16 protein-coding genes are annotated in these 16,521 nt (G+C 52.6%); 8 read left to right on the top strand and 8 right to left on the bottom strand.

What is annotated here, in order from left to right; genetic code table 11:
* Positions 1-41: 41 nt before the first annotated feature.
* From ACWWFX_RS00465 to xapA, 3 genes are read right to left on the bottom strand one after another with little or no spacing between them, the layout of a single operon-like run.
* On the bottom strand, positions 42-200 hold the full coding sequence (locus tag ACWWFX_RS00465; RefSeq protein ID WP_276219560.1) for a XapX domain-containing protein: 159 nt from the start codon (positions 198-200) through the stop codon (positions 42-44).
* A gap of 52 nt (positions 201-252) precedes the next feature.
* On the bottom strand, positions 253-1,506 hold the full coding sequence (xapB, locus tag ACWWFX_RS00460; protein ID WP_276219558.1) for a xanthosine/proton symporter XapB: 1,254 nt from the start codon (positions 1,504-1,506) through the stop codon (positions 253-255).
* A 58-nt stretch (positions 1,507-1,564) separates the two neighbouring features.
* On the bottom strand, positions 1,565-2,398 hold the full coding sequence (xapA, locus tag ACWWFX_RS00455; protein ID WP_473222947.1) for a xanthosine phosphorylase: 834 nt from the start codon (positions 2,396-2,398) through the stop codon (positions 1,565-1,567).
* Positions 2,399-2,646: 248 nt separating this feature from the next.
* On the opposite strand from xapA, the gene ACWWFX_RS00450 reads away from it, so the two are divergent.
* Positions 2,647-3,411, top strand: coding sequence for a nucleoside-specific channel-forming Tsx family protein (locus ACWWFX_RS00450; protein WP_473222946.1), 765 nt, complete (start codon positions 2,647-2,649; stop codon positions 3,409-3,411).
* Between the two features lie 39 nt (positions 3,412-3,450).
* On the opposite strand, the gene ACWWFX_RS00445 is transcribed toward ACWWFX_RS00450, so the two are convergent.
* Complete coding sequence (locus tag ACWWFX_RS00445; RefSeq protein ID WP_456146155.1) at positions 3,451-4,377, bottom strand: LysR family transcriptional regulator; 927 nt, start codon at positions 4,375-4,377, stop codon at positions 3,451-3,453.
* A gap of 89 nt (positions 4,378-4,466) precedes the next feature.
* Between ACWWFX_RS00445 and ACWWFX_RS00440 the strand changes: the two genes are divergently transcribed.
* Positions 4,467-5,474 (top strand): bile acid:sodium symporter family protein, encoded by a 1,008-nt coding sequence (locus tag ACWWFX_RS00440; protein WP_473222945.1) that lies wholly within the window; start codon positions 4,467-4,469, stop codon positions 5,472-5,474.
* Here the strand turns inward: ACWWFX_RS00440 and ACWWFX_RS00435 are convergent.
* The 3 genes from ACWWFX_RS00435 to zipA form a co-directional block, all read right to left on the bottom strand.
* Complete coding sequence (locus tag ACWWFX_RS00435) at positions 5,471-5,683, bottom strand: DUF3820 family protein (protein WP_015963519.1); 213 nt, start codon at positions 5,681-5,683, stop codon at positions 5,471-5,473. The two genes, ACWWFX_RS00440 and ACWWFX_RS00435, sit on opposite strands and share 4 nt — an antisense overlap.
* A gap of 1 nt (position 5,684) precedes the next feature.
* Positions 5,685-7,700 carry an NAD-dependent DNA ligase LigA gene (gene ligA / locus ACWWFX_RS00430; protein WP_473222944.1) on the bottom strand — a complete coding sequence of 672 codons (2,016 nt, stop codon included), beginning with the start codon at positions 7,698-7,700 and terminating at the stop codon, positions 5,685-5,687.
* 72 nt (positions 7,701-7,772) lie between these two features.
* Positions 7,773-8,798 (bottom strand): cell division protein ZipA, encoded by a 1,026-nt coding sequence (gene zipA / locus ACWWFX_RS00425; protein WP_276219546.1) that lies wholly within the window; start codon positions 8,796-8,798, stop codon positions 7,773-7,775.
* 230 nt (positions 8,799-9,028) lie between these two features.
* Here zipA and cysZ point away from each other — a divergent pair, with 230 nt between their 5' ends.
* The 6 genes from cysZ to ACWWFX_RS00395 all read left to right on the top strand — a co-directional run bounded on the left by cysZ (position 9,029) and on the right by ACWWFX_RS00395 (position 15,544).
* A complete protein-coding gene (gene cysZ, locus ACWWFX_RS00420) occupies positions 9,029-9,790 on the top strand; it encodes a sulfate transporter CysZ (protein ID WP_327621837.1) in 762 nt (253 codons plus the stop codon).
* Positions 9,791-9,957: 167 nt separating this feature from the next.
* Positions 9,958-10,929: a cysteine synthase A gene (gene cysK, locus ACWWFX_RS00415; protein WP_015963515.1), complete on the top strand. Its 972-nt coding sequence runs from the start codon at positions 9,958-9,960 to the stop codon at positions 10,927-10,929.
* Positions 10,930-11,309: 380 nt separating this feature from the next.
* Positions 11,310-11,567, top strand: coding sequence for a phosphocarrier protein Hpr (ptsH, locus tag ACWWFX_RS00410; RefSeq protein ID WP_002913505.1), 258 nt, complete (start codon positions 11,310-11,312; stop codon positions 11,565-11,567).
* Positions 11,568-11,611: 44 nt separating this feature from the next.
* Positions 11,612-13,339, top strand: coding sequence for a phosphoenolpyruvate-protein phosphotransferase PtsI (ptsI, locus tag ACWWFX_RS00405; RefSeq protein ID WP_276219534.1), 1,728 nt, complete (start codon positions 11,612-11,614; stop codon positions 13,337-13,339).
* Positions 13,340-13,377: 38 nt separating this feature from the next.
* The gene (gene crr, locus ACWWFX_RS00400; RefSeq protein WP_008803873.1) at positions 13,378-13,887 is read left to right on the top strand and encodes a PTS glucose transporter subunit IIA; all 510 of its coding nucleotides are present in this window, start codon (positions 13,378-13,380) and stop codon (positions 13,885-13,887) included.
* A gap of 109 nt (positions 13,888-13,996) precedes the next feature.
* Entirely contained in the window at positions 13,997-15,544 is a 1,548-nt protein-coding gene (locus ACWWFX_RS00395; RefSeq protein ID WP_473222943.1) for an EAL domain-containing protein, read from the top strand.
* A gap of 16 nt (positions 15,545-15,560) precedes the next feature.
* On the opposite strand, the gene pdxK is transcribed toward ACWWFX_RS00395, so the two are convergent.
* Positions 15,561-16,415 carry a pyridoxine/pyridoxal/pyridoxamine kinase gene (gene pdxK / locus ACWWFX_RS00390; RefSeq protein WP_276219530.1) on the bottom strand — a complete coding sequence of 285 codons (855 nt, stop codon included), beginning with the start codon at positions 16,413-16,415 and terminating at the stop codon, positions 15,561-15,563.
* Between the last annotated feature and the right edge of the window lie 106 nt (positions 16,416-16,521).

The raw sequence follows: 16,521 nt of genomic DNA, 5'->3' as shown, positions 1-16,521 counted from the left end.
CCCGAAGGAGTCTGAAAATTAACCTGAGCGTACCATACTCGTCAGGAAATAAAAAACTGCACCACCTGATAACCAATATACATAAACACTATAGATAAAATACCGGGTAAAACATTCGGGACCGGAATGGGTAATCGTAACAACGTAAAAAACACCCCAAGACCTAAACCCACACCGGAAGAGAATAATATTTCTTTCACTCAATATCCTTCATTATAAAAGCAGGCCCACAGCGGGGCCTGCGGACAACGACTAATGTATAACGGAAGCACTGACCTTATCGGGCTGGTGCTTATATTTAAAACCGATGGAAAAAATAATGGCCAGCAATAATGCATATGCAGCAAATACCAGCCAAATAGTATGCCAATCCTTCACGCCATCTACCGAGAAGTAATCTACCGCCATCCCGCTCAGAATGGATCCTACCCATGCCCCTACCCCGTTCACCATGGTCATAAACAGCCCCTGAGCACTGGCACGAATGCTGGAATCAACCTCCTGTTCGACAAACACAGAGCCAGAAATGTTGAAGAAGTCAAACGCGCAGCCGTAGACGATCATCGACAACAGAAGCAGGATAAAACCGGTTGGCGAGGGATCGCCGTAAGCAAAAAATCCAAAACGCAGCGTCCAGGCAATCATGCTCATCAACATGACTGTTTTGATACCAAAACGTTTTAAAAAGAACGGAATAGTCAGAATGAAACCCACTTCCGCCATTTGCGATACCGACAGCAAAATAGAGGGATACTTCACCACAAAACTGTCTGCAAATTCCGGATTGCGGGCAAAATCATGCAGGAACGGGTTGCCAAAAACGTTGGTTATTTGCAGCACCGCGCCCAGCATCATGGCGAACAGAAAGAAGATAGCCATGCGTGGATTTTTGAACAACACAAAGGCATCCAGCCCCAGCTTGCTGGCAAGAGAGGATGTCGATTTTTTCTCAGCAACCGGAATTTTAGGCAACGTTAGCGCGTAAGCCGACAGCAGCAGAGACGCACCGGACGCAATGTAGAGCTGCAAGCTGCTCAGTTCCAGATGCAGTAGACTTACCGTCCACATCGCAATGATGAACCCCACCGTGCCATAAACCCGAATAGGCGGAAACGCGGTGACGGGATCGAGCCCCGCCTGCGCGAGGCAGGAATAGGACACGCTATTCGATAAGGCAATCGTCGGCATAAACGCCATCGCGTTTACCAACATCACCCAGAACATCGTATCCGGATCGCTGACAGCTGCCGCGTAAAACAGCACACCTGCGCATACCAGATGGCACAGCATATAGGCCCGTTCCGCACGCAGCCATTTATCCGCAATGATGCCCATAACACCCGGCATAATGATTGCGGCGATCCCTTTTGAGCTATAGACCATCCCGACGTTTGCGCCAGTAAAATGGAGGGTATTAATCATGTAAGAACCGAGGGTAACCAGCCAGCTCCCCCAGATAAAATATTGCAAAAAGGACATTACCTTTAAGCGCATGGCGATGCTCATAATCGTTTCCTTATCGCATCATATGGCCTCACGCGGAGGCCGTTTCTTGTTGTTTTAATCAGGCAATTTTGCGCAGAAAGCCGCAGATAAGATTGATGAAGTTCTGCCGTGAGAGTTCGGCCGCCGCCAGCGTTTGGGCATGAGAGAGTTTGACGTCGCTCAAACCTTCCGCCATGTTGGTGATAGCCGATACGGCAACAACTTTCAGTTCGCAATGGCGCGCAGAAATCACCTCCGGCACAACGGACATCCCCACGACATCGCCGCCGATAATCTGCATCATGCGAATTTCCGCCGCCGTTTCGAAATTTGGCCCCGGATAGGAGACAAACACGCCTTCAGTCAGCGGAAAACCTTCCTCACTGGCCACCTGTTGCAACATCGCGCGATAGTCCGCGTCGTAAGCGTTAGCCAGCGAGAAAAAGCGTTCGCCGAAGCGTTCATCGTTGGGGCCCGTCATTGGCGTACCCGGCATAGTATTAATATGATCTTTTAGTGCGACCAGGCTGCCGGCGCCGACTTCAGGACGAAGCGAGCCCGCAGCATTGGTGCAGAACAACAGTTCGCAACCCAGAAGCTTAAAGGTACGAATCGCGTCGGTCATGATGGTCATCCCGCGCCCTTCATAGAAATGCCCGCGACCTTTCATACAGGCAACCGGTACCCCCTGAAGATGCCCCAGTACCAACTCGCCCGCATGTCCGTGGACGGTACTTACCGGAAAGCCCGGCAATTTTTCGTAAGAAATGGCAACGGCGTTCTCAATCTGGTCCGCCAGCGCCCCCAGCCCGGAACCTAAAATAAATGCCACACGGGGTGTGAAGTCTGGTTTATACGCGCGAATGATATCCACGCAATACATAGGGTTATGAGAAAAATGAGCCTGATGCATAAGAATCCTTCTTCTGTAGGGTAAAAGATGACGCCTTTTTATAGCGAGATCGTCACCGCCCTGACCAATACACTTTTCACGCAAAATCAATAGTCATTCGATATCGATATATTTATATCTTTTCACTATCAATCTGCAGGGAAAACAGTATTGGCGCCCTTTCCCCATCTGCATTAACAATATGCCGTTTTAATAAATCACGTTTATTAAGCACTCTACTAATAACGATCGGCATAGGGATATATGCTATGAAAAGACATCTTTTAACTCTGACTATCTCTTCTTTATTAGCCGTACCCGTAATCTCCCACGCAGAATTTAAAGGTGGGTTCGCAGATATCGGTTTTCATTACCTTGACTGGTCCAGCCGGACAACGGAAAAATCCTCAACCAAATCGCATAAAGATGATTTTGGTTATCTCGAACTGGAAGGCGGCGCTAATTTTAGCTGGGGAGAAACCTACGGTTTCTTTGATTGGGAAAACTTTTATAACGGTCGTCACGATAAACCAGGAAGTGAGCAGCGCTATACCTTTAAAAATACCAACCGCATTTATCTCGGGGATAGCGGATTTAACCTCTACCTGCACGCGTATGGCACCTACGGCTCGGCAAATCGGGTAAATTTCCACGACGATATGTTCCTGTACGGTTTTGGCTACAACTTCACCGGCAACGGTTGGTGGTTCAAGCCTTTCTTTGCCAAACGCTATACGGACCAAACCTATTACACGGGTGATAACGGCTACGTAGCCGGTTGGGTTGCGGGTTACAGTTTTACACTGGGCAGCGAGAAATTCACTCTCACCAACTGGAACGAGTACGAGTTTGACCGTGATGCTACCTATGCAGCGGGTAATGGCGGCAAAGAGGGGCTGAACGGCGCAGTTGCGCTATGGTGGAATGCAACATCACACATCACCACAGGGATTCAGTACCGTTATGCGGATGACAAACTGGGCGAAGATTTTTATCAGGATGCGATAATCTACTCCATCAAATTTAACTTCTGATCCTTTTTCTGCCGGCGCGTCCGGCAGAAATTATGCGCTCTAAATCCGATACAACGGATTACCTTCGCGCCCCGCCATTAAGGCACAGCCTTCATCACGCACCACGTCCCATAATGCTTCCGCGGCAGTTGAAAGCGACCGGTTTTTCCTGCGAGCCAGCATCAGCTGGCGTTCCACCACCGGCGTGATACGCTTCACCACCAGCGGGCTGCCCTCGGGTAACGGCAGCGCCAGCGCCGGAAGAATGCTGATGCCGATACCGGCAGCCACCATCGGGAACAGCGTCGCCGGGTGGCCAATCTCCTGCACGATATCCGCCTGAATACCGTTGCGCGCCAGTGCGGCATCAATCAACGGCCGGCTGCCCGAAGCGTAATCCTGTAACACCAGTTTTGCCCCCTGTAGCGCCTGCCAGGGCACATAATCATGGGCTGCCAGTGGATGCTCGCGATGACAAAGCAGGAAAAACGGCTCGGAAAGAATCGCTTCACACTGCAGATCGCCCACTGCACCTGGATCGATGACGATGCCAAAATCCACATCGCCCTGACGAATGCTCTCCATTACCCACTGCTGCGGACGATCGTGCAGGACAAACTGAATATCCGGATAGCGGCGATGACTTTCGGCAATGCATTGCGGAATAAGATGCGCGGAAATGGTCTGGCTGGCAGCAACGCGGACTTTGCCACTCAGCTGTTGTCCCATACGCCCGGCGTCGCGCAGGGTGCTGTTCAGTTCATCCAGCAGTCGCTCCAGACGCAAAGCCAGCTGTTGCCCTGCCTCAGTGAGCACCACTTCGCGCGTCGTTCTGTCCAGCAAACGAACGCCGGTATGATGCTCCAGCTCCTTCACGCTGTGACTTACCGCCGACTGGCTCAGGCCGATACGCTCTCCCGCACGGCTGAAACTTTTCTCCTGCGCCACCGTGACGAAAACCTTTAATTGCTTTAGCGAGTAATTCATATATTTTCTTCATGAATGGATGCAATAAATCAATTTTATTTCTCAAAATGAAAGAAGCACAATAGCGCCATCGATTTTCAGGAGTCTTTATGAAACTTTTTCGTATTCTTGATCCGTTTACGCTGACGCTCATTACCGTGGTCCTGCTGGCCTCATTCTTCCCGGCTCGCGGTGAGTTTGTGCCTTTTTTTGAACATCTGACCACCGCCGCGATTGCGCTACTGTTCTTTATGCACGGTGCAAAATTGTCTCGCGAAGCGATTATTGCCGGGGGCAGCCACTGGCGATTGCATCTGTGGGTGATGTGTAGCACCTTTATTCTCTTCCCGGTGCTGGGCGTGCTGCTGGTGTGGTGGTCGCCGGTGGCGGTGGACCCGGCGCTGTATACCGGTTTTCTCTATCTGTGTATTCTGCCGGCAACGGTACAGTCAGCGATCGCATTTACATCGCTTGCGGGCGGGAACGTTGCGGCAGCGGTCTGTTCTGCGTCAGCGTCCAGCCTGCTGGGGATCTTCCTGTCGCCGTTGCTGGTTGGGTTGCTGATGAACATGCACGGCGCGGAAGGCAGCCTTGAGCAGGTCGGCAAAATCATGCTGCAACTGCTGTTGCCATTCGTGCTTGGACATCTTTCTCGCCCGTGGACCGGCGCATTTGTCGCGAAGCATAAAAAGTGGATTGGCAAAACCGACCAGACCTCCATTCTGTTAGTGGTTTACTCGGCATTCAGCGAAGCGGTGGTGAACGGTATCTGGCACAAAGTGGGGCTGGGTTCGCTGCTGTTTATCGTGGTAGTGAGCATTATCCTGCTGGCGATTGTGATTGCCGTGAACGTACTGGTCGCACGTAAAGCAGGCTTTAATAAAGCGGATGAAATCACGATTGTTTTCTGCGGCTCGAAGAAAAGCCTGGCGAACGGGATACCGATGGCGAACATCCTGTTCCCGACATCGGTTATCGGCATGATGGTACTGCCGCTGATGATATTCCATCAAATCCAGTTGATGGTGTGCGCGGTACTGGCGCGTCGCTACAAACAGCAGGCAGAAAAATTGCAGGCCGAAGAGCAGGCCCGCGCGGCCAGGACATCCGACGCTTAACGCTTCAGGGGCTGCACCAACTGGGTCAGCCCCTCGGTTTTAATCAGCAGCGTTAAGGCCATCAGCTCGCCCAGATGCCCGGCAGGAAATTGATCCTTACGGGCAAACCAGAGCAGATACTCTTCCGGGACGTCAATCAACCGACGTCCCTTATATTTACCAAACGGCATTTCCGTATTGGCGATTTCAATGAGCTGCGCCTTATCCATATCAGACGCCTAACAGCCGTAGCATCTCGGCTTCATCAATCACCTCAATCCCCAGCTCCTGCGCTTTCGCAAGCTTAGAACCCGCAGCCTCTCCGGCGATGACCAGGTCGGTTTTCTTCGACACGCTTCCCGCAACTTTTGCGCCAAGTTCCACCAAACGCGCCTTTGCATCATCGCGCGACATCTGGCTCAGGCTGCCGGTCAGAACAACCGTTTTCCCGGCAAACGGGCTGTCGATGTCTTCAGCATTGATAGCCACCGCCGCAGGCCAGTTCACGCCCTCTTTCAGCAACTGCTGGATAACTTCACGATTGCTCTCTTCAGCAAAGAAGTTAAAGACATGCGTGGCAACCACAATGCCGACATCCGGCACTTTTTGCAGCTCTTCAATCGATGCGGCTTCCAGCGCCTCAAGGGTGCCGAAATAGCCCGCCAGGCCAGCCGCCGTGGCTTCACCCACTTCGCGGATACCGAGTGCGTAGAGGAAGCGTGCAAAGGTGGTGTTTTTCGCTTTTTCCAGCGCGTTGACCACATTTTGCGCCGATTTCGGCCCCATGCGATCGAGCCCGGTCAGCTTGCCTGCGGTTAACGTGAACAGATCGGCAGGCGTATGGACGTACTCTTTTTCCACCAACTGGTCGATGATTTTATCGCCCATGCCGTCAACATCCAGCGCGCGGCGGGAGACAAAGTGCTTCAGCGACTCTTTACGCTGCGCCCCGCAAATCAGACCGCCGGTACAGCGCGCCACCGCTTCGCCTTCCACACGCTCGACGTCAGACTGACAAACCGGGCAATGGGTCGGGAACACAATTTCCTGCGTCTCTTCCGGGCGCTCAGAGAGCACCACATTCACCACCTGCGGGATAACATCCCCGGCGCGGCGAATCACCACTTTATCGCCAATACGTAACCCAAGACGTTCGATTTCATCGGCATTATGCAGCGTGGCATTGCTCACCAGCACGCCCGCGACCTGCACCGGTTCAAGGCGTGCAACCGGGGTGATTGCCCCGGTACGACCCACCTGGAATTCTACGTCGCGCACAAAGGTCATTTGTTCCTGCGCCGGGAATTTAAAAGCCACGGCCCAGCGTGGGGCACGCGCGACAAAGCCCAGTTGTTCCTGCAATGCCAGCGAGTCGACTTTAATCACCACGCCATCGATATCAAAACCGAGCGTTGGGCGGTCTTCTTCAACCTTGTGATAGTAAGCGAGCACTTCCTCCGGGGAGTTGCAGCGTTTTACGCGATCGCTCACCGGTAAACCCCAGGCTTTAAACTGTTGCAGACGCCCCATATGGCTGGCGGGCAGTTCGCCGCCCTCCAGAATACCAACGCCGTAGCAGAAGAAAGTAAGTGGTCGCTTCGCCGTAATACGTGGGTCAAGCTGACGCAGCGAACCCGCTGCCGCATTACGCGGGTTGGCAAATAATTTGCCGCCGGTACGTCGCGCGTCATCATTGATTTTTTCAAACCCCGCCTGCGGCAGGAACACTTCGCCACGCACTTCGAGGCGCGCCGGGATATTGTCTCCGCGCAGTTTTAACGGGATCGCGCGAATGGTGCGCACGTTAGCGGTGATATCTTCCCCGGTGGTACCGTCGCCGCGCGTCGCCGCCTGCACCATGACGCCGTTTTCATAAAGAATACTCACCGCCAGGCCATCCAGCTTCAGCTCACAGCAATAGACCAGCGCGTCGCTGCTTTTCAGTCGATCCTGCACGCGCTTGTTAAAGGCAAGGAAGCTCTCTTCATCAAACACGTTATCCAGCGACAGCATAGGCACTTCGTGACGCACCTGGCTGAACGCGGCCAGCGGCGATGCGCCCACGCGTTGCGTCGGCGAATCTGGCGTAATCAGTTCGGGATGTTGCGCCTCAAGCTCGCGCAGTTCGCGCATCAGGCGATCGTACTCGGCGTCCGGCAGTTCCGGCGCATCCATAACGTGGTAGAGATATTCATGATGGCGAAGCGTGGTTCGCAGTTCATTCAGTTGTTGTTCGATCGGTTCCATATCACACCATCAATGATAAAAAACCCCCGACAGGCGGGGGTTCAGGGAGAGTTGATAAAACGCCAGCCGTTATCAGGCGTTCGATTCCAGCACGTCGCGGATGCGGTCCTGGTATTCGCGCAGCTTCTGCGGCGTCATCATCCGACGTTGATCGTCCAGCACCACACCGCCCACTTCATCGGCAATGTACTGTGCCGATTGCAACATCAGCTTGAAGTTTTGCAGTGCATCACCGTAAGCCGGTACCTGCATAAAGATAGTGATGCCTGGCGTAGCCATATCAGCCATATTTTCAGGGTCGAAGGTGCCGGGTTTCAGCATATTCGCCAGGCTGAAAAGCGCAGGGCCGCTGCCGTCAGGGCTTAAGTGGCGATGGAAAATATTCATATCGCCAAATTTGAACCCGGCCTGCTGAATACTGTTCAGCAGCAGCTCGCCGTTGATTTCGGTGCCCTGGTGTGCGGAGACGTTCATTACGATGACCGTCTCTTTACGCTCAGGCTTCGCAGGCGCTTCTTCAACCGGCTTAGGCTCTGGCTGCTGTACAGCGGCTGGCGCAGGTTGCGCGGCCTGAGGTTCTGGCGCGGCAGGCTGTGGCGGAGCAACCGGTTGAGGCTGCGGCGCGGCGGGCTGCACCGGCTGAGGTGCGGCAACAGGCTGCGGCTGCGAATGAGGTTGTGGCTGATGAACCGGCTGTGGCTGCGCATGCGGCGGCTGGACAGACGGTTGCTGCACGCGCGGCTGTTGAGGCTGCGGTGCGGATGGCCGGGCTGGCTCCTCGTGGCGCACAGGCTGTTGTACCTGACGCTCATAAGGGGGCTGGTACTGGTGCGAAGGCGCCTGATGAGGTGCGTCATGCTCCCCTGCTACGCCCGGGGCGTGATTGACCTTGTGGACACGAACTTCGCCCACGCCTTCATCACTATCATCGAAGCCATCATCAGACTCGTCGTCTTCACGAGACTTCATGCGTTTTAGTGGGCGATCGCGGAACATTGACGAGCGCTCTTTACGGCTGGTCCAGAAACCATGAACCAGAAGAGCGAGTATGGCGATCGCGCCAACAATGATTAATATCAGACGCAAATCCTGCATCATTATATTCTCTGTTGTTCTAACACCTTGCCACCACGGCAAACATTTACTCCCTAAGAGTATTTGCCCAACACGTCAAGTGCAAGTGCGCGCATGACATTCCCCGCAGAAAGATAACCTAAATCGTGCTTTTTGCTGTTTTTTCGAACATTTCCTAACTGGTCATTCCCTGACAACCCGATAATATACGCAGGTAATTTCGTAGCTGTCAGACACAGGAGCATTTGCTGACCATGGTTTCATCATCCACCCCTTCCCCGCGCAGCGGTCTCTACTATTTCTCGCAGGGCTGGAAACTGATCGGGTTACCCGGCATTCGCCGGTTCGTTATTTTACCGTTGCTGGTCAACATTGTACTGATGGGAGGCGCGTTCTGGTGGCTATTCAGTAAGCTCGGCGAGTGGATCCCCTCGCTGATGGGGCGAATCCCTGACTGGCTGCAATGGCTGAGCTACCTGCTGTGGCCGGTGGCGGTGATTTCGATTTTGCTGGTGTTCGGCTACTTCTTCTCGACCATCGCGAACTGGATTGCCGCGCCGTTTAATGGCCTGCTGGCGGAACAGCTGGAAGCGCGTCTGACCGGCGCGACGCCGCCAGATACCGGCGTGCTGGGCGTAGTAAAGGATGTGCCGCGTATAATGAAGCGTGAGTGGCAAAAGCTGGCGTGGTATCTGCCGCGCGCGCTGGTGCTGTTGGTGCTCTATTTCATCCCCGGCATCGGGCAGACCGTCGCGCCGGTATTATGGTTCCTGTTCAGCGCATGGATGCTGGCGATTCAGTATTGCGACTATCCGTTCGACAACCATAAAGTGCCGTTTAAAACGATGCGCGCGTCTCTGCGCGAGCGCAAAGTGCTGAACATGCAGTTCGGCGCGCTGGCGAGTCTGTTCACTATGATCCCGGTGTTAAACCTGGTCATCATCCCGGTCGCCATCTGCGGCGCAACGGCGATGTGGGTCGATTGTTATCGCGATAAACACGCAATGTGGAAGTAACCGTTTCAGGCGCTCGCACCCGTGAGCGCCGTTATGCTTTCCTTATTCCATCCTGGCAGCCATTATTTCCCTTCTGAATATAGATATGCTAATTACTTACTTCCGCAGAATCTTTAAGCAGGTATGCTGGGGCAGTACCCCAAATTTCATACAGTTAAGGACAGGCCATGAGTAAGATTTTTGAAGATAACTCGCTGACTATCGGTCACACGCCGCTGGTTCGACTGAACCGCATCGGTAACGGACGCATTCTGGCGAAGGTAGAATCACGCAACCCAAGCTTCAGCGTTAAGTGCCGTATCGGTGCCAACATGATTTGGGATGCAGAAAAACGTGGTGTGCTGAAACCGGGCGTAGAACTGGTTGAACCGACCAGCGGTAACACCGGTATCGCGCTGGCCTATGTCGCCGCCGCACGTGGCTACAAACTGACGCTGACCATGCCGGAAACCATGAGTATTGAACGTCGCAAGCTGCTCAAAGCGCTGGGTGCAAACCTTGTGCTGACGGAAGGCGCGAAAGGCATGAAAGGCGCGATTCAAAAAGCAGAAGAAATTGTTGCCAGCGATCCGGAAAAATTCCTGCTGCTGCAGCAGTTCAGCAACCCGGCGAACCCGGAAATTCACGAAAAAACCACCGGCCCGGAAATCTGGGAAGACACCGATGGTCAGGTTGACGTATTTATCGCCGGTGTTGGTACTGGCGGTACGTTGACCGGCGTGTCGCGTTACATTAAAGGCACAAAAGGCAAAACCGACTTGATTTCCGTCGCGGTTGAACCGACCGACTCCCCGGTCATTGCTCAGGCGTTGGCGGGTGAAGAGATCAAACCGGGCCCGCACAAAATTCAGGGTATCGGCGCCGGTTTCATCCCTGGCAACCTCGACCTGAAACTGGTTGATAAAGTTGTTGCTATCACCAATGAAGAAGCCATTTCCACCGCACGTCGTCTGATGGAAGAAGAAGGTATTCTGGCAGGCATCTCTTCCGGCGCAGCCGTTGCGGCAGCGTTGAAACTTCAGGAAGATGAAACCTTTACCAATAAGAATATTGTGGTTATCCTACCGTCATCGGGTGAGCGTTATCTGAGCACTGCATTGTTTGCCGATCTCTTCACAGAGAAGGAACTGCAACAGTAGTGCCAGCATGTTAAAAGCGCGTAAAAAAGCACCCTTTTGGGTGCTTTTTTGTGGCACGCATCAAACTTTTACCCCCCCTGCCATTGCTTCACCGCATCAGGTCTGGTATTTAACATTCAGATTTATTTTGATGCGCGAAATTATTCATTTCCGGATTTGCACAAGCTGAATCGATTTTATGATTTGGTTCAAATCTCGCTTTCGCGGCATAATGTTTAATGTTAAGCGAAGCGCCGAAGGCCAGAAGCGCACGAATCGGAAACGGTTGTACCGATTCCGGCGCTCAGAATCGTGACATCGCTGATTACTACAGGCTAAAGTCAGGCCGCCAGGCTAGACTTTAGTTCCACAACACTAAACCTATAAGTTGGGGAAATATAATGTTCCAGCAAGAAGTTACCATTACCGCTCCGAACGGTCTGCATACCCGCCCTGCTGCTCAGTTTGTTAAAGAAGCGAAAGGCTTCACTTCTGAGATCACTGTGACCTCCAACGGCAAAAGCGCCAGCGCCAAAAGCCTGTTCAAACTGCAGACTCTGGGCCTGACTCAGGGCACCGTTGTGACCCTGTCCGCTGAAGGTGAAGACGAACAAAAAGCAGTTGAGCATCTCGTTAAGCTGATGGCTGAACTCGAGTAAGTTCCAGAGTTCTTTTTCATATCAGTCACAAGTAAGGTAGGGTTATGATTTCAGGCATTTTAGCATCCCCGGGTATCGCTTTCGGTAAAGCACTGCTGCTGAAAGAAGATGAGATTGTCATCGACCGGAAAAAAATTTCTGCCGATAAGGTTGATCAGGAAGTTGAGCGTTTTCTGGCTGGTCGCGCCAAGGCGTCGGCACAGTTAGAAGCCATCAAGACTAAAGCTGGCGAAACTTTCGGTGAAGAAAAAGAAGCTATCTTCGAAGGGCACATCATGCTGCTCGAAGATGAAGAGCTGGAGCAGGAAATCATAGCCCTGGTTAAAGATAAGCACATGACTGCTGACGCAGCGGCTCATGAGGTTATCGAAGGTCAGGCGACTGCCCTGGAAGAACTGGATGATGAATATCTGAAAGAGCGTGCGGCTGACGTACGTGACATCGGTAAGCGCCTGCTGCGCAACATCCTGGGTCTGGCAATCATCGACCTGAGCGCAATTCAGGACGAAGTTATCCTGGTTGCTGCTGACCTGACCCCGTCCGAAACCGCACAGCTGAACCTGAACAAGGTGCTGGGCTTTATCACTGACGTCGGTGGCCGTACCTCTCACACTTCTATCATGGCGCGTTCTCTGGAACTGCCTGCGATTGTGGGTACCGGTAGCGTCACCTCTCAGGTGAAAAACGACGACTATCTGATTCTGGATGCCGTAAACAACCAGGTTTACGTCAACCCGACCAACGAAGAGATCGAAAAACTGCGCGCCGTTCAGGAGCAGGTTGCTTCTGAAAAAGCTGAACTGGCAAAACTGAAAGATCTGCCGGCTATCACCCTTGATGGTCACCAGGTTGAAGTTTGCGCCAACATCGGTACCGTGCGTGACGTCGAAGGCGCTGAGCGCAATGGCGCAGAAGGCGTTGGTCTCTATCGTACTGAATTCCTGTTCATGGACCGTGACGCGCTGCCAACTGAAGAAGAACAGTTCGCTGCGTACAAAGCCGTTGCTGAAGCGTGTGGCTCTCAGGCGGTTATCGTCCGTACCATGGACATCGGTGGCGACAAAGAGCTGCCGTACATGAACTTCCCGAAAGAAGAGAACCCGTTCCTGGGCTGGCGTGCCGTGCGTATCGCAATGGATCGTAAAGAGATCCTGCGTGACCAGGTTCGCGCCATCCTGCGTGCGTCCGCTTTCGGTAAACTGCGCATCATGTTCCCGATGATCATCTCTGTTGAAGAAGTACGCGCCCTGCGCAAAGAGATCGAAATCTATAAACAGGAACTGCGCGACGAAGGTAAAGCATTTGATGAGTCCATCGAGATTGGCGTAATGGTGGAAACACCGGCTGCGGCCACGATTGCTCGTCATTTAGCCAAAGAAGTTGATTTCTTTAGTATCGGTACCAATGATTTAACGCAGTACACTCTGGCAGTTGACCGTGGTAATGATATGATTTCACATCTTTACCAACCAATGTCACCGTCTGTCCTTACGCTGATCAAGCAGGTTATTGATGCTTCTCATGCTGAAGGTAAATGGACTGGCATGTGTGGTGAGCTTGCAGGCGACGAACGTGCTACACTTCTGTTGCTGGGTATGGGTCTGGACGAATTCTCAATGAGCGCCATTTCTATCCCACGCATTAAGAAGATCATTCGTAACACGAACTTCGAAGATGCGAAGGTATTAGCAGAGCAAGCTCTTGCTCAACCGACAACGGACGAGTTAATGGCGCTGGTTAACAAGTTCATTGAAGAAAAAACAATCTGCTAATCCACGAGTTCGGCCCAATTACTGCTTAGGAGAAGATCATGGGTTTGTTCGACAAATTGAAATCTCTGGTTTCTGACGACAAAAAAGACACCGGTACTATTGAGATTATTGCACCGCTCTCTGGCGAGATCGTTAACATTGAAGACGTGCCGGATGTAGTTTTTGCTGAAAAAATCGTTGGCGACGGTATTGCCATCAAACCAACTGGCAACAAAATGGTTGCGCCGGTTGATGGGACTATCGGCAAGATTTTTGAAACCAACCATGCCTTCTCTATCGAATCCGATAGCGGCATCGAGCTGTTCGTTCACTTCGGTATCGACACCGTTGAACTGAAAGGCGAAGGTTTCAAACGTATCGCTGAAGAAGGCCAACGTGTGAAAGTCGGCGACCCGGTTATCGAATTCGATCTGCCGCTGCTGGAAGAGAAAGCCAAGTCTACCCTGACTCCGGTTGTTATCTCCAACATGGACGAGATCAAAGAGCTGATCAAACTGTCCGGTAGCGTAACTGTGGGTGAAACCCCGGTTATCCGCATCAAGAAGTAATTCTTGCTGAACTGAAAAAGGCGCCGAAAGGCGCCTTTTTTGTCTCTGTTATCCCTTTACTGGCTCGCTGACGTATACTTCCAGTTCATCAGACAAAAATGGATGGCAGATGAAAGCGGTCGGCACAAAACTCAGAACGTTCACCACCCTTTTCTGCGTGCTGATAATCCTCGTGGGTGGCGCAGTGTTAACCTGGTTTCAGGTGATTGGCGCGGAGCTTGAGCAGACCTCCCTGGTGGCGAAAAAGACCGTGCAAAAAATCGATACGCTGCTGAATGCCTCCCGACAGGCCGCCACAAAAGCGCATCCTCTGCTTTCACAACCCTGCACCGCCCAAACGCGTACCGAACTTGAGCGGTTGGTGGTTTCTGTTCCGCATATCCGCATCATCAATCTTTATAAAGATAAGACCCTGTTCTGCTCTTCCTATAATGATGCCAACGCTATCAATATGAATTATGCGGCACATATCGCGCAGGAACTGACCATCATTGATGATAAGACCATCTCGCCTGGTGATAAGGTGATTGTGCTACAAACGGCATATCCGGAAGGGATGATTACCTCAAGCTTCAGTGGCCAGTGGCTGACCGAGGTACTGGAACTGTTGAGCAATCAGCGGCCGCTGACGTTACATATTGGCGATACGGTAATGCGGCAAAACGCAAAAACGGTTCCGGACGATAACGCCAGGCATGTCATTGTACAGTCAGATAAATTCCCCTATTCCGTCGACTATCCGGCCTGGAAGACGGTTCCCGTTTCGTTGTATCTGCAACAGGGCTGGCTGTCGTTACTGCTGACGCTGTGCCTGGCGCTGATCGTCGGGGTTGTGCTGTGGCGACATATTCTTCATCGCCCTACGCTGTATGAAAATCTTGAGCGTGCCATCGCTGAAGGGGAAATCGTCCCATGGTATCAACCGGTCATCCACAGTGGCTCAGGGAAATTCTACGGCGTGGAAGTGCTTGCGCGCTGGGTGACACCTTCTGGCGAAATTATCTCACCCGACAGTTTTATTCCGCTTGCTGAAGAGAGCGGGCTAATTGTGCCGTTGACACGCAAATTAATGGCGCTGGCCGGTGATGAACTGCCTTCCCTGCTTGAGACACGGCCCCTGCCTTTCCACGTGAGTTTTAATTTCACCGCATCACATATTCAGACGCCCAACTTTATCGACGAGTGTCGTGCATTTCTGAAACGCTTCCCGGAAAACAGTATTCGCCTCACCGCAGAAATCACCGAGCGTGAACCGTTTGAGAAGGTGAATGAGCTAAAAGAAACGCTCATATTTCTCGAAAGCCGCAGCGTGACCATCGCGCTGGATGATTTTGGTACCGGTTATTCCAATCTGAATTTACTCACCGGGTTGCCGGTCGGTCTGATTAAAATCGATAAGCTGTTTGTGAACGGGATTTCCAGCGCTACGGATTCCACCAAACTGATTGATTGTGTTATCGATATGGCAAAATCGCTGGGGATGAAAATTATCGTTGAAGGCGTGGAAACGGAATATCAGGTGGCATATCTGACGCATAAACAGGTCGATTACTTTCAGGGTTACTACTTCTCAAAACCGCTGCCCGTTAGCGAACTGGCTACCGTGGTAAAACAAACGTATCGCATTCCGCAGCTTGAAAAGATTTCCCACGCCTGACGACGTGGGAACCGATTTACAGCGGGGGGAGCATCAGCTCATGACACTCGTGCTCGTGGGTCCAGGTCATGACCTGCAATACGCGATTGGCCGCGCGTTCCGCTGCATCGCCAAGCGATGCGCCTTCCAGCAGACGGCTCACCAACTCAGCACAGAACAGGTCGCCGGTGCCTTTCAGGTCAGTGACAATTCTCGGATGCTCGATGACGCGAATATCCTCTGCCGTCACCGCCACCACCGAGATAGCCTCAGGATTTTTCGACGGCGCACTGGTGATAATCACCCATTTTAAGGTATCTGAAAGCAGACTGCGCGCAGCCAGAATCGCCTCTTCCAGGGTATGACACGGCATATCGCTCAACATCTGCAACTCGAACAGATTCGGCGTAATGCCCTGCGCCTGCGGCAATAAATGCTGGCGATACGCGAGAGGAATCTCCGCCTTCACATACATCCCGCTGTCGATGTCGCCGATAACCGGGTCGACCAACACAAAAATATCAGGGTGTGTTTGACGAATCGTCGCCAGCCAATCGGCCAGCAGGGCAATCTGTTCCGCGCTACCCATATAGCCGGTGGTTACCGCTTTTAGGGTTTGCAGCGCATTACGTTCTTCCAGCGCCAGCAAATACCCCCGGAACCATTCAGCCGGGATCACCCCGCCATAGAACGTGTCGTAATGCGGCGTATTGCTGAACAAAACCGTCGGCACCGCCATGACCTGCCAGCCGTGCTGTTTGATGGCCGGCACCGCAATACTGTTGCCCACGCTGCCATAAATAACCTGAGACTGCACGGCAACGATATCCGCCTGCAATGCCTGGCGCGTGTCGCTAAACAGCACCGATTGTATGTCGTCTTGCTGGTCCATTATTTCTCCTCCCGCTGGACGGCGGGTCATGCGCTATCCACTCTTGGTTCTATGTTATGCCAGTCAGCGACAAAGGTCGATCACCCGCACGGGTTTTCATGCAGAT

This window comes from Pseudocitrobacter sp. 2023LY-00077 (assembly GCF_055796175.1).
This window is presented reverse-complemented; position numbering and strand designations above follow the sequence as displayed.

Excerpts from the sequence above, each read along its gene's own strand:
- xapB (WP_276219558.1), bottom strand. The coding sequence starts at position 1,506 with ATGAGCATCGCCATGCGCTTAAAGGTAATGTCCTTTTTGCAATATTTT.
- xapA (WP_473222947.1), bottom strand. The coding sequence starts at position 2,398 with ATGCATCAGGCTCATTTTTCTCATAACCCTATGTATTGCGTGGATATC.
- ACWWFX_RS00450 (WP_473222946.1), top strand. The coding sequence starts at position 2,647 with ATGAAAAGACATCTTTTAACTCTGACTATCTCTTCTTTATTAGCCGTA.
- ACWWFX_RS00445 (WP_456146155.1), bottom strand. The coding sequence starts at position 4,377 with ATGAATTACTCGCTAAAGCAATTAAAGGTTTTCGTCACGGTGGCGCAG.
- ACWWFX_RS00440 (WP_473222945.1), top strand. The coding sequence starts at position 4,467 with ATGAAACTTTTTCGTATTCTTGATCCGTTTACGCTGACGCTCATTACC.
- ACWWFX_RS00435 (WP_015963519.1), bottom strand. The coding sequence starts at position 5,683 with ATGGATAAGGCGCAGCTCATTGAAATCGCCAATACGGAAATGCCGTTT.
- ligA (WP_473222944.1), bottom strand. The coding sequence starts at position 7,700 with ATGGAACCGATCGAACAACAACTGAATGAACTGCGAACCACGCTTCGC.
- zipA (WP_276219546.1), bottom strand. The coding sequence starts at position 8,798 with ATGATGCAGGATTTGCGTCTGATATTAATCATTGTTGGCGCGATCGCC.
- cysZ (WP_327621837.1), top strand. The coding sequence starts at position 9,029 with ATGGTTTCATCATCCACCCCTTCCCCGCGCAGCGGTCTCTACTATTTC.
- cysK (WP_015963515.1), top strand. The coding sequence starts at position 9,958 with ATGAGTAAGATTTTTGAAGATAACTCGCTGACTATCGGTCACACGCCG.
- ptsH (WP_002913505.1), top strand. The coding sequence starts at position 11,310 with ATGTTCCAGCAAGAAGTTACCATTACCGCTCCGAACGGTCTGCATACC.
- ptsI (WP_276219534.1), top strand. The coding sequence starts at position 11,612 with ATGATTTCAGGCATTTTAGCATCCCCGGGTATCGCTTTCGGTAAAGCA.
- crr (WP_008803873.1), top strand. The coding sequence starts at position 13,378 with ATGGGTTTGTTCGACAAATTGAAATCTCTGGTTTCTGACGACAAAAAA.
- ACWWFX_RS00395 (WP_473222943.1), top strand. The coding sequence starts at position 13,997 with ATGAAAGCGGTCGGCACAAAACTCAGAACGTTCACCACCCTTTTCTGC.
- pdxK (WP_276219530.1), bottom strand. The coding sequence starts at position 16,415 with ATGGACCAGCAAGACGACATACAATCGGTGCTGTTTAGCGACACGCGC.